This window comes from Alistipes dispar (genome assembly GCF_006542685.1).
GTDB lineage: Bacteria > Bacteroidota > Bacteroidia > Bacteroidales > Rikenellaceae > Alistipes > Alistipes dispar.
Map to the genome: position 1 here is coordinate 2,561,833 of NZ_AP019736.1, position 12,568 is coordinate 2,574,400.

At 63.4% G+C, this 12,568-nt stretch carries 7 protein-coding genes and 1 tRNA gene; 6 read left to right on the forward strand and 2 right to left on the reverse strand.

Annotated elements, in window-relative coordinates; all coding sequences use genetic code 11:
• Nucleotides 1–9 precede the first annotated feature (9 nt).
• Nucleotides 10–1,179 carry an MFS transporter gene (locus FME97_RS10770; RefSeq protein ID WP_141429634.1) on the forward strand — a complete coding sequence of 390 codons (1,170 nt, stop codon included), beginning with the start codon at nucleotides 10–12 and terminating at the stop codon, nucleotides 1,177–1,179.
• Between the two features lie 91 nt (nucleotides 1,180–1,270).
• Here FME97_RS10770 and FME97_RS10775 read toward each other — a convergent pair whose 3' ends face one another.
• Together FME97_RS10775 and FME97_RS10780 are read right to left on the reverse strand one after the other, a co-directional pair.
• The gene (locus tag FME97_RS10775; protein WP_232522876.1) at nucleotides 1,271–4,459 is read right to left on the reverse strand and encodes a GH92 family glycosyl hydrolase; all 3,189 of its coding nucleotides are present in this window, start codon (nucleotides 4,457–4,459) and stop codon (nucleotides 1,271–1,273) included.
• A 494-nt stretch (nucleotides 4,460–4,953) separates the two neighbouring features.
• Nucleotides 4,954–5,026, reverse strand: a tRNA-Lys gene (locus FME97_RS10780).
• 132 nt (nucleotides 5,027–5,158) lie between these two features.
• Here FME97_RS10780 and FME97_RS10785 point away from each other — a divergent pair.
• The 5 genes from FME97_RS10785 to FME97_RS10805 all read left to right on the forward strand — a co-directional run bounded on the left by FME97_RS10785 (nucleotide 5,159) and on the right by FME97_RS10805 (nucleotide 12,523).
• On the forward strand, nucleotides 5,159–6,349 hold the full coding sequence (locus tag FME97_RS10785) for a saccharopine dehydrogenase family protein (RefSeq protein ID WP_141429635.1): 1,191 nt from the start codon (nucleotides 5,159–5,161) through the stop codon (nucleotides 6,347–6,349).
• 336 nt (nucleotides 6,350–6,685) lie between these two features.
• Complete coding sequence (locus FME97_RS10790; RefSeq protein WP_232522877.1) at nucleotides 6,686–7,801, forward strand: OmpA family protein; 1,116 nt, start codon at nucleotides 6,686–6,688, stop codon at nucleotides 7,799–7,801.
• 133 nt (nucleotides 7,802–7,934) lie between these two features.
• Nucleotides 7,935–9,065: a carboxynorspermidine decarboxylase gene (nspC, locus tag FME97_RS10795; protein WP_141429636.1), complete on the forward strand. Its 1,131-nt coding sequence runs from the start codon at nucleotides 7,935–7,937 to the stop codon at nucleotides 9,063–9,065.
• A 60-nt stretch (nucleotides 9,066–9,125) separates the two neighbouring features.
• Complete coding sequence (locus FME97_RS10800; protein ID WP_141429637.1) at nucleotides 9,126–10,415, forward strand: cysteate synthase; 1,290 nt, start codon at nucleotides 9,126–9,128, stop codon at nucleotides 10,413–10,415.
• A gap of 104 nt (nucleotides 10,416–10,519) precedes the next feature.
• A complete protein-coding gene (locus tag FME97_RS10805; RefSeq protein WP_141429638.1) occupies nucleotides 10,520–12,523 on the forward strand; it encodes a TonB-dependent receptor in 2,004 nt (667 codons plus the stop codon).
• The last annotated feature ends 45 nt before the right edge of the window (nucleotides 12,524–12,568 follow it).

Consider the following 12,568-nt stretch of genomic DNA (forward strand, 5'->3'; position numbering starts at 1 on the left):
AACGATCCGATGAATAAAAACGACAACCGCTCCGTAAGCAAACTGCTGCCCGTCCTCTTCGGTTTCTTCGTGATGGGATTCTGCGACGTGGTGGGTATCTCGACCAGCTACGTGCAGAAAGATTTCGCACTCAACGAGACCCTCGCCGGATTCATCCCCTCGATGGTCTTCATCTGGTTCCTGCTGCTCTCGATTCCCGCGGCACTGGTCATGAACCGCATCGGGCGCAAGAAGATGGTGCAGGCGAGCAACCTCGTCACCGTCGCCGGCATGCTCATCCCCTTCATCGATTACAATCTGGTCACCTGCATGGCGGCCTTCGCCCTGCTGGGCATCGGCAACACGCTGCTGCAGGTGTCGCTCAACCCGCTGCTGACGAATGTCGTGCGCCCCGAGACGCTGACCAGCTCGCTCACGGCCGGACAGGTGGTCAAAGCCGTGTCGTCGTTCTGCGGACCGTTCATCGCCGCATTCGCCGCCGGAGAGCTGGGCGACTGGCAGTACCTCTTCCCGATCTATGCCGCCATCACGCTGCTGTCGGCCCTCTGGCTTCTCTGCACCCCGATCCGCGAGTCGCGCGAAACGCAGCCTGCTTCGTCGGTCGGAGCGGCCTTCTCGCTGCTGAAGGACCGCACGGTGCTGATCCTTTTCCTCGGCATCGTCTTCGTCGTGGGCGTCGATGTGGGCATGAACACGGTCGCACCCAAGCTGCTCATCGAGCGCAGCGGATACGCCGTCGAGCAGGCCGGAATCGGATCGAGCGTCTACTTTGTCTGCCGTACGGTCGGCGCACTGCTCGGTTCGCTCCTGCTCGTGCGCATGAGCGATGTCCGCTACTTCCGGATTCACATTTTCGCCGCCATCGCCGCCATGATCGCACTCTGGTTCACCCATGCAACGGCCGGCATGCTGGTGCTGGTCGGCCTGATCGGCTTCGCCTGTTCGAGTATCTTCTCGGTGATCTATTCGGCGGCGCTCAAGAGCCATCCGGACAAGGCCAACGAGATCTCGGGGCTGATGATTACGGGTGTCTGCGGCGGTGCAGTGATCCCGCCGCTGATGGGCGCCTCGGCCGATTTCGCCGGCAGTCAGATCGGATCGCTCGTCGTCATCGGTTGCTGTATGGCCTACCTGGCCGTCTGCGCCCTCCTGCTGCGCCGTTTCGAGACGGGAAAATAAACGGACGCAACGTTCCCGGGCCGGGCAAGGGAGCGGCGGCGAACCTCGCAGGGTTTCGCCGCCGCTCTTTCGTGTCCGGACCGGGGAAGAATCACTCCACGCCCCATGCCCGGTTGGGTTCGGGGCCCATTTCCAGCTCCAGTTCTCCGCCGTCGAGCAGAGCGGCGGCCGGGAAGCGGAAACTCCGGAGCGGCTTGCCGTCGAGCGACGCACGCTGCACATAGATGTTGCGGCGCGAAGCGTTTTTCGCCCGGATGGTGAAGGTCTCGCCGCGGCCGTAGCGTCCGCCGAGGTCGATCGTCACCTCTTCGAAAATCGGACTGGCGATCTCGAAGACCGGATCCACGCGGCAGCCTCCGTCGGTCTGGAAGAGTCCGAGCGAGGCCAAAACGGCCCAGGCGCTCATCTGTCCCTGATCCTCGTCGCCGAGGTAGGCGTTGGCGATGCCGCGACCGTAATAGCGGTCCAGGATCGAGCGGCTCCAGCGCTGCGTCAGCCACGGGGCGCCGGCGTAGTTGAACAGAAAGGCGAAGTGCATCGACTGTTGGTTGCCCTGCACGACGGGGTGGTCCCAATACTGATCGTTGGGAGCGTTGTAGCGCCACGCCTCGTCCTGCGCGAAGCCCCATTCCAGACGCTCGAGGAAGCGCTCGCGTCCGATTTTCCGCACCAAAGCCGGAATATCCTGCGGCACGAAAAAGGTAAGCTGCCAGGCGTTGCCCTCGACATAGTGGTGGTTGGCCCCGCTGCGGAAGGGGTCGAAGGGGGCAGCCCAGCGGCCCTCGCTGTCGCGCAGATGGCAGTAGCCGGCATCGCTGATGACGTTCCGCCACCAATAGCCGCGGTCGTTGAAGGTCCGCCACGTCTCGTCGTCGCCGAGGGCGCGGGCCAGTTGGCCGACCGTCCAGTCGTCGTAGGAGTACTCCATCGTGTTCGAGAAGCGGCCCTTGTCGCTCGGCACGTAGTGGTATTGCATGTAGGCCGCCAGATCGCGGTTGCCGGCAAAGCCGTTGAAAACCTTCCGTGCGGGCGTCGTCTGCATCTTCACGGCCGCCTCGAGGGCTTTCTGTCCGTCGAAGTCGCGGATGCCCATCTGCCAGGCCGAGACGATCAGCGGGATCTCGTGTTCGGCGACCATCACCGGGACGTAGTTCAGGCCCGCAGGGCCCTTGGCCAGCCATCCGTTGGCATCGTACATCGCCAGTTGCGAGCGCACCCAGCGGCCCGACCACTCGGGCGTCACGAGATTCCAGAAGGGATTGAGGTTCCAGAAGGTGTTCCAGAAGGCATCGCATCCGAGCATCGCATCGTTTGCCGGATCGGCCACGCAGCGTACCCGGCCGTCGGTCGAGACCCACTCGCCATTGACGTCGCTCCACGTATTGCGACTGCAAAGCGCACGGTACATGTTGTTGTAGAAACGCTGCTTTTCGAGGTAGTCGTCCGAGCGGACCCGAACGCGGGAGAAAAGATCGTTCCACGTCGCCCGCTGGTTGGCGCACACGGCCTCGAAGTTCCAGCCGAAGGGGACCGAAATCTCCGTGGATAGGTTCTCGGAGGCGTTCCCGACGCTCACGAGCGAGATGCCCGAGCGCACCTGAACGACGGAATCCTCCGCAGGATCGAAGACGGCGAAGAGTCCGGCCTCGCGGCACGGTCCGCACGACAGGCCGTCTGTCTGCTGTTGGAGTTCATCGTCGCACCAGCTACCCAGCCGCTTGATCGGCCGGTCGAATTCGATGACGAAATGCAGCGTATAGTCCTGGTCGGCGTCGTTGCTCCAGACTCCCCGCGAATATTGGCGGCACGAGCCCTCGATCCGCCGGTCGCCCGCCTGCCGGACCGAAACGTCGCGCAGCTCGAAGTCGTATTCGGCCTGCGGGTGCAGTTCGATGAGGATACGGCCCTCGCCCCGGTCCGTCGGGAAGGTGAAACGGCTGAATCCGCAACGCGTCGTGGCGGTCACCTCTGCATGGATCCCGTAATCGGTCAGGTCGGCCGCATAGCAGCCGATTCCGGCTTGCTCCGTCCGTTTGTCGATGCGCGAGCGGTAGCCCTCGTCGGGGTTGCGCTCGTCTCCGACCCGGACCTTCAGCTCGCCGTTGGTCGCCATGAGACCCAGTCCGCCGAGCGTCCACTCGTGAATGTGGCTGAAACAGCCGATCGTCTCGAGCGAAGGCTGGTAGCCGGCCTGCCAGCCTGCATTCTGGTTGTCGGGCGAGAGCTTGACCATGCCGAAAGGCATCCACGGTCCGGGAGCGATCATCCATCGCGAGTGGGCCGTACCGATGCGCGTATCGACGTAGTCGGCCAGGGTTTGCTCGGGTCGGGGAGCCCGTTCGATACATCCGGAGGCCACTTCGCGTCCGTCGCACAGCACCCGGTAGCAGCTCGTCCGGGCGCGGCGCACGGCAGGCATCGGCACCTCGAAGCGCGAACGGCCCGCCTCGACGCGTCGGTTGAAGAGTTCGCGGCCGTCTATCTCGACGCTCAGCGTCGGTGTCGCTCCGAGCCACTCGACATCGACCAGCAACGGCTGTACACGCTTGCCGTCATGGTCCGATTCATACGGAGCCGCCGCCACGTCGCGCACGAACAACCCTTCGGACTGCGTCGGACGCACGGACGATGGGCCCTCGAGCGCCACCCGGTCGAAGAGTATCCACGACCCCTCGAGCACGGTCACATGCACCGTGTTGCCGCCCTTGCGCAGCGTGCCGCGCCGGAGCGGCATCTCGAGCCGGCGCGGCGTCGCACGCTCGAAGCGTCCGGTCAGCGAAAGCGTATCGACAGTCGGCTCCTGCTGGCCGTAACGGCGGCCGGCAGCGGTCGGATCGTCGGGGTCGTTGAGTCGGAACCAGGCATCCTGTCCGTTTACGCTCACCTTGACCAGCGGCGGGAACCGCTTGGCGTAATCCGCCAGATCGACCGCCAGCAGGCAGTCGTCATCGGGCTGTTCGTCGAGGCCGAAAAGGATATTGACCTCGTGGGTGCGCCATCCCGACGTGGGCCAGGTTCCGCCCCACGTGTCGGCCGGCCCCGGCAGCACATAGGGAAAATCGGTCGAAGGATCGGAGTGCCCGACCAGATAGAATTTGTCCTCGTAGCCGAAGTCCCGGGCCAGGAAGTCCCGGAATCCGTCGGGCGCAAGGGCGAACCCGTCGGGACGGCCGTCCGGTTCGCCCACCGTCCAGATCGTCGCATCGGACGCCGCCGCAGTCCGCACGGCCAGGGCGCAGCTCAGGACGAACGCCGGCCGCATAAGGCTTTTCATCTTCATCGTATTGCAGTTTTCGGTTCGTGAGAGAATATAAATGTATAAACATTTATTATTAGTCGGGATAAATATAACCGATATCTTCGAAATATCAAAATGCAAGGCACGGATTCCGTTCAGAAGATCCGGAATTTGTGCTGGATTCTTCATTCTATTGAGTGCCGAAGAGAAATGAATGACCGACGGCCGAACGGGTGGGAGAATCCGATACCGATCTGATAAAGCGGATGGGTCAAATTCAAATACTTGAAATACGATCCGGTTCGAAGCCTGTTGCCGCAGTGTGTCGCTGGACGGTTCCGATTCGGTTACGCTGGCGGCTGTCGCAGACCGGCTCTCGGTGACCAGTTGTGCCGTAGTCGGAGGATACGGATAGCGGGGGAATGGCGGAATGCCTGTTCGGGAAGCAAATGTCGCCGCAGGCCGATATGCAGAGGGATATATACGAAAGAAGCGATCTTGCGATCGCTTTTGATTAGGCTGTCAGCCTTGTTTCGTGAACCCGCTGGGGCTCGAACCCAGGACCCCAACATTAAAAGTGTTGTGCTCTACCTGCTGAGCTACGGATTCTCCGTCGGCCAAAGGAAAATGCTTTCCGTTTTGGTGGTGCAAATGTATGGATTATTTTTGTTTTACCAAAATAAAACGATATTTTTGTATTCGCTAAAATGAATTTTTAACTCTGTAAAAACGAATATTCCTATGTGTAAAGCGCTAATTATCGGAGCCGGAGGCGTCGGTACGGTGGTGACGCAGAAAATCGCCGCCGATCCCGTCTTCACGGACGTCATGCTGGCCAGCCGTACCAAATCCAAATGCGACGCCGTGGCGGCCGCCATCGGCGGTGACCGGGTGAAGACCGCCGAGGTCGATGCCGACAACGTCGCCCAGTTGTGCGAGCTGTTCCGGGCGTTCAAACCCGACATCGTGGTCAATGTGGCCCTGCCGTATCAGGACCTCACGATCATGGACGCCTGCCTCGAATGCGGCTGCAATTACCTCGATACGGCCAACTACGAGCCGCGCGACGAGGCGCATTTCGAATATTCGTGGCAATGGGCCTATCAGGACCGCTTCAAGGCCGCGGGTCTCACGGCGATCCTCGGCTGCGGCTTCGATCCGGGCGTGACGGCCGTCTTCACGGCCTATGCCGCCAAGCACCATTTCGACGAGATCCATTACCTCGACATCGTGGACTGCAACGCCGGCAATCACGGCATGGCGTTCGCCACGAACTTCAACCCCGAAATCAATATCCGCGAGGTGACGCAGAAGGGCCGCTACTACGAGAACGGGCAGTGGGTGGTGACCGAGCCGCACGAAATCCACCGGCCGCTGCACTATCCCGGCATCGGCGAACGCGAGTCGTACGTCATCTACCACGAGGAGCTGGAGTCGCTCGTGAAGAATTATCCGACGATCCGGCGCGCCCGGTTCTGGATGACCTTCGGGCAGGAGTACCTCACGCACTTGCGCGTGATCCAGAATATCGGCATGGCGCGTATCGACCCGATCATCTACAACGGCGTGGAGATCGTTCCGATCCAGTTCCTCAAGGCCGTGCTTCCGGACCCCAAGTCGCTGGGCGCCAACTACCACGGCCAAACCTCGATCGGCTGCCGCATCCGGGGTGTGAAGGACGGTAAGGAGCGTACCTATTACATTTACAACAACTGCGACCACGAGCAGGCTTTCCGCGAGACCGGCACGCAGGCCGTGAGCTTCACGACGGGCGTTCCGGCGGCGCTCGGCGCTTCGATGTGGGCCAAGGGCCTGTGGCGAGGAGCCGGCGTGTTCAACGTCGAGGAGTTCGATCCCGATCCGTTCCTGGCCGAACTCGGTCCGCAGGGACTGCCGTGGCACGAACTGTTCGACGTGGATATCGAAGTCTGACGGCGGGGCTTTCCGGCCTTCGCCGCGGTACGGAGCGGACGGTTGCGGAAGCAGCCGCCCGCTCCGCGCGTTTTGAGGGGCGGCTGAGCGGCAGGGCGGGGTGCTCCGCACCGTATTTCCGGTTTTCGGACCTCCCGGGCCTTCTTCGGGTAGGGCAGGGGCTCCTGCGTGCGGGGGGCCGAAGCCGTTTCTTCGGGCAGGCCTCCCGCTGTGGGGACCTTTTCCGGGCGAAAGAGCGATAATTCGCCCGTATTATTATCATATATGATACATTTTTCGTATCTTTGAATCGTGTAACCGCTCCCGGACAGGCGGGGGTAATTAAACGACAAGACGATGAAACGTATCCTATGTGCGGTCGGTGCGCTGATGATGTGTGCGACGCCGCTCTTCGCCGTCGGGGCGAAGGACAAAGAAAAGACCGAATTCAACAGGCATTGGTTTATGCAGGTGCAGGCGGGTGCTGCCTACACGCTCGGCGAGACGGGATTCGGCGATCTGCTGTCGCCCGCGGCGGTCCTTTCGGCCGGCTATCGGTTCTCGCCCGTGTGGGGGCTGCGTTTCGGCCTCGGCGGATGGCAGGCCAAAGGGGCCTGGGTTTCGCCCGAAATGCACTACAAGTTCAATTACTTGCAGGGGAATGTCGAGGCCATGCTCGATCTGGCGAATCTGTTCGGGCGTTTCAACCCCGTCCGGACGGTCAATCCCTACCTGTTCGCGGGTGTCGGGGTCAGCGGGGCGTTCGACAACGACGAGGCCAACGCGATCTGCGACAAGGGATACGCGATGGAGAACGTCTGGTCCGGCGGCAAGGTTTTCGTGGCGGGACGCCTGGGTGCGGGATTGAATTTCCGGCTTTCGGACTGCGTGCTGCTGGGCGTGGAGGTGAATGCCGACATGCTCTCCGATAAGTTCAACTCGAAGAAAGCGGGAAATGTGGATTGGCAGTTCAACGCGCTGGCGGGACTGACCTTCCGCTTCGGAAAGACCTATCGGAAAAAGGCCGCCGCGGTTCCGCCCGCACCCGTGGCTCCCGCCGCTCCGGCGGAGCCCGCCCCCGAGCAGCCCGCTCCGGAGCCCCGGCCCGAACCAGCTCCCGCTCCGGCTCCGGTTCCCGTCGCGGAGAAACCCGTTCCGCTGCGCGAGGATATCTTCTTCCGGATCGGATCGTCCGAGATTCGGGCGTCGGAGCGGCCGAAGGTGGAGGCGCTGGCCGATTACCTTAGGGCGCATCCGGAGACGACGGTCTCCGTGACGGGCTATGCGGATGCGGCCACGGGCGGCAAGGCCCGCAACCTGCAACTGTCGATGCTGCGCGCCGCGGGCGTGTCGGAGGCTCTGCAACAGGCCGGAATCGCGGCGGACCGTATCCGGGTCGATTACAAGGGCGATTCGGAGCAGCCGTTCGCCACGGCGGCCGAAAACCGCGTGAGCGTCTGCGTGGCGCAGTGATCCGTTCCGGCACGCCGGGCACGGCCGGGCGGGTAAGTATAAATACCTATTTATCGGAAATTCCCGGGGGACGGCATGGACTGTTCCCCGGGAATTTGCTAATTTTGTCTGTTTTTTAGAGAAACGCCTTTCGATGATCGACTTTCTGACAATGCCTTCGCCGTGCTATGTTCTCGACGAGCGGCTGCTGGACGCGAACCTGGCCGTGATCGACCGCGTGCGCCGCGAGTCGGGCGCCGAGGTGATCGTCGCGCTGAAGGCCTGCGCCATGTGGAGCATTTTTCCCGAGTTGGCCCGGCACTCCGACGGCGCCACGGCCTCTTCGGCCGCCGAAGCGCGTCTGGTTTTCGAAGAATTCGGCCGTCCGGCCCATACCTACGCACCCGTCTATACGGATCGCAACATCGACGAGATACTGTGTTGCAGCGACCACATCACGTTCAATTCCGTGGCGCAGTTCGAGCGTTTCGGACAGCGGGCGCTCATCCGCGGCATTTCGTGCGGACTGAGGATCAACCCGGAGTATTCGCCCGTCGGGACGGATCTCTACAACCCCTGCGTTCCCGGTTCGCGGCTGGGCGTCACGGCCGGCGAGCTGCGCGAGCTGCCCGCAGGCATCGAAGGGCTGCATTTCCATGTCCTGTGCGAATCGCGTCCCGCGCACCTGCGGCTGGCGCTCGAGGCAGTCGAACGGCGTTTCGGCCGTCTGCTCGACCGCGTCGCGTGGCTCAACATGGGCGGCGGCCACCTGATGACCCATGCCGAATACGACTGCGACGAGCTGATCGCCCTGCTCCGCGAATTCCGTTCGCGTCATCCGCACCTGCGGCTGATTCTCGAACCGGGCAGCGCCTTCACCTGGCGCACGGGCTATCTGGTCTCCACGGTGGAGGACATCGTGACGAACGGCGGCGTGCATACGGCGATGCTCGACGTGTCGTTCGCCTGCCACATGCCCGACTGCCTCGAAATGCCCTACAAGCCGGCCATCGTCGGGGCGCACGATCCCGCCGAGGGGGAGACGCGCTGGCGCATGGGCGGCACGAGCTGCCTGGCGGGGGACTACTGCGGCGACTGGGCCTTCGACCGTGCGCCGCAGGTCGGCGACCGCATCGTTTTCGAGGACATGATCCATTATACGATGGTCAAGACGACGATGTTCAACGGCGTGCAGCACCCCGCGATCCTCATCGCGCGGCGCGACGGCAGCGTGGAGACCGTCCGGGAGTTCGGCTACGAGGATTTCAAGAGCCGCATGTCGTGAGCTCCGCCCGGGAGCGCGCCGGAAAACAAGCCAATGCAAACAAGCCATAATAACCCATACATGGAAAATTTCACACCTACTTCCTACACCCTCGAATGTGTCGCCACGGGACGCGAGTTCGAAGACACGGGCTGGGTCCTGTCCGATCCGCAGTGCAAGACGCCGTCGCTCGTGCGGGCGCGCTATGCCAAGCGGCAGATCGACGTGAAACCCGCCGAGTGGGGGCTCTACCGCTTCGCCGACTGGATGCCCGTGCGGCGGATGCTCAAGGGCTCCTCGGCTCCCGTGACCTACAAGAGCCGGGGTTTGGCCGAGCGGCTCGGGCTGGAGAACCTCTGGATCACGTTCAACGGCTACTATCCGGCCATCGGCGCCACGATGACCACCTGCTCGTTCAAGGAGACCGAAGCCTATTCGGTCTGCGGCCGCGCCGCGGCGGACGAACAGCGCGTGCTGGTGGTGGCGTCGGCCGGAAATACGGCCCGTGCCTTCGCCAAGGTCTGCTCGGACAACGGCATCCGCCTGCTGCTGTCGGTTCCCTACGACAATATCGGCGCGCTCTGGTTCGAGGAGCCGCTGAACCCCTGTGTCAAGCTGATCTGCTGCGCCGCGGGCGGCGACTATTTCGATGCCATTTACCTGAGCGATCTCGCGCTCAAAGGTCCCGGGTTCTATGCCGAGGGCGGCGCGAAAAACATCGCCCGGCGCGACGGCATGGCCTGCACGGTGCTGTCGGCCGTGACGGCGATCGGCCGCATCCCCGACTACTATTTTCAGGCCGTGGGCAGCGGTACGGGCGCCATCGCGGCGTGGGAGGCCAATCAGCGCCTCGTCGCAGACGGCCGTTTCGGGCAGAACACCATGAAGCTGATGGTGTCGCAGAACGCGCCGTTCGTTCCCATGTACGACGCCTGGCAGGCCGATTCGCGCGCGATGCTGCCCTATGACGAGGACAAGGCGCGCCGCGATGCGGAGATCATCGACGCCAAGGTGCTGTCGAACCGCCATCCGCCTTACGGGCTGGCCGGCGGTCTGTACGACGCGCTGAAAGCCACGGGCGGCGATATTTTCGTGGCGACGAACGCCATGGCCCGCAAGGCCCGCAAGCTCTTCAGGGAGACCGAAGGGGTCGATATCTATTCGGCGGCGGGCGTCGCCACGGCGTCGCTCATCAACGCCGTGGCCGCCGGCAGGGTCGAGCGGGACGCCACGATCATGCTCAACATCACGGGCGGCGGCGAGGAACACTTCAAGGAGGGCAAGGAGCTGTGGTATCTCAAGCCGAGCCTGGTCTTTCCGCTCGATCCCGATGCCGACGACGTGGTGTCGAAGGTCGAGGCGCTGTTCTGATCCGAAAAATTGCTTACCTTTGCGGCGGTTCGAACCGGGGGCGTGCAGCCGGCCCGGTCCGGACCGCCGGATTTTTATTTTATCAACCCAAACAAAACGACAACATGGAACACATTCTGCAGAAGCGGATTCCCTGCTTCAAGCGTTGGAGCCGCAAGGGCTGGTCGGTCTTTGCGAGCCTGCACCGCTACGTGAAGATCGGAGTCCTCGCCGCCGGAATGTCGATCCTGCTGCTCGCGACACGGGGCGCATCCGCGCACAACGCCGACACGACCGCCGTCCTCAGGACGTTGCGGATCCGTGAGGTCGGCATCACGGGAACCCAGACGGCTCCCGTGCGGAACGCCCGGTCGCACACCCCGCTTTTCGACCGGAAAGCTTTCGCCGCGGAGCCCGTCCAGACGCTGGAGGCCGCTCTGCGCCTCGCGCCTTCGGTCGATATCCGCGAACGCGGAGGCAAGGGAGCGCAGGCCGACATCTCCGTCCGCGGAGGCTCTTTCGACCAGACGATGGTCCTTCTCAACGGTATTGATTTCACGGATGCCCGCACGGGACACCAGTCTCACGCGCTGCCGGTCGATCTCGACTGCATCTCGTCGGTGGAGCTGCTCGACGGCCTGCCGGGCGTCGGGGCCTTCGCCGGGGCGGTGAACGTCCGCACGGCGCCGCTGCGGCCGACCTACCTGCGCTTCGAGGGTGCGGGCGGACAGTACGGCTATGCCTATGCCAACCTTTCGGGAGCCGTCACCGAGGGACGCCTCTCGGTGCTCGGCGCGGCTTCCTTCCGCCGCAGCGACGGTTACCGGCACAATACGGACTTTTCCAATTGCAATGCCTACGTGCGGGCCGTCTGCGAGGCTCCCCGTGCCGGACTGTTCGATTTCCAGGCCGGATACCAGGACCGGGATTTCGGGTCCAACGGATTCTATGCGGCCTACAATCCCGACCAGTGGGAACACACCGCGACGGCGCTCGCGTCGCTCCGGTGGCTCAGGAGCGCGGGCCGCTTCTCGTTCGGCGCCTCGGCGAGCTACCGGAAGAATTTCGACCGCTACGACTGGACACGCGGGACGGCGATGAACCGGCACAATACGGACAATGTCGGAGCGCGAGTCTGGAGCGATTACGATTGGGCGGCGGGCACGACGTCGCTGGGCGGTGACTACGCCTACAACCATATCTTCAGCACGAACCTCGGCGAGAAGCTCGACACGCCGCACGGCCGTTACACCCATGCCGACGCGCGCCATACGGGCAACCTTTGGCTGCGGCACGAGAAACACTGGCGGCGTTTCGACGCCGCGGCGTCGGCCGGGGCGAGTTTCACGCCCTACGGCAGGGCGGCTCTCTGGAGCCTCTCGGGCGGCTGGCGTCCCTCCGAGGCGTGGCGCGTGGAGGTCGGTGCGGCGCAGTCGATGCGCCTGCCGACCTTCACGGATCTCTACTATACCTCCCCGGCACAGGTCAATAACCTCGGCCTGCGGCCCGAACGGGCCGTCACCGTCCGCCTCGGGGCGGGGTATTCCCGGGGCTGCTGGAGCGCTTCGGCCGATGCCTACTACCGGGCCGGCCGCGACATCATCGACTGGGTGTGGTACGACGATGTGCCCGAAAATCCCGAGACATGGCGCGGCAAGTGGCATTCGGAGCAGACGAGCCGTCTGAACACCTTCGGGATCGAGTTCTCGGGAAGCTACACGGTGCAGGAAGGATTTCTGCGCCGCGTGAGGGTCTCCTACGGATACGTCACCACCGACCGTAACGCCGACATCGTGGCCAGGAGCGCCATGGACTTCATGCGCCACAAGGCGGCGCTCGGGGTCGAATTCCGCTTCCTGCGGCGCATGTCGTTCGCGCTCACGGGTTCGCTCTTCGACCGCAACGGCGACTATACGGCCTATCCCGTCGCAGGTGACTCCTCCCGGACGGAGACGCGCGGTTACGAACCCTATTTCCTGCTCGACGGACGTCTGCAATGGGAGAAGGGGTTCTGCCGCCTCTATGTCGATGCGACGAACCTCACCGACACGCGCTACTGCGATCTGGGAGGTATCCCGCTGCCGGGCTTCTGGTGTACGGCGGGCGTGGTGCTGACCTTCGGACGGTAGGCGTCTCCGTCCGCTCCGGAAGGCGGCCTCTCCGGCGCCGCTGAT

Bases quoted from the DNA above. Each gene is read 5' to 3' on its own strand.
- FME97_RS10770 (WP_141429634.1), top strand. From the start codon at position 10: ATGAATAAAAACGACAACCGCTCCGTAAGCAAACTGCTGCCCGTCCTC.
- FME97_RS10775 (WP_232522876.1), bottom strand. From the start codon at position 4,459: ATGAAGATGAAAAGCCTTATGCGGCCGGCGTTCGTCCTGAGCTGCGCC.
- FME97_RS10785 (WP_141429635.1), top strand. From the start codon at position 5,159: ATGTGTAAAGCGCTAATTATCGGAGCCGGAGGCGTCGGTACGGTGGTG.
- FME97_RS10790 (WP_232522877.1), top strand. From the start codon at position 6,686: ATGAAACGTATCCTATGTGCGGTCGGTGCGCTGATGATGTGTGCGACG.
- nspC (WP_141429636.1), top strand. From the start codon at position 7,935: ATGATCGACTTTCTGACAATGCCTTCGCCGTGCTATGTTCTCGACGAG.
- FME97_RS10800 (WP_141429637.1), top strand. From the start codon at position 9,126: ATGGAAAATTTCACACCTACTTCCTACACCCTCGAATGTGTCGCCACG.
- FME97_RS10805 (WP_141429638.1), top strand. From the start codon at position 10,520: ATGGAACACATTCTGCAGAAGCGGATTCCCTGCTTCAAGCGTTGGAGC.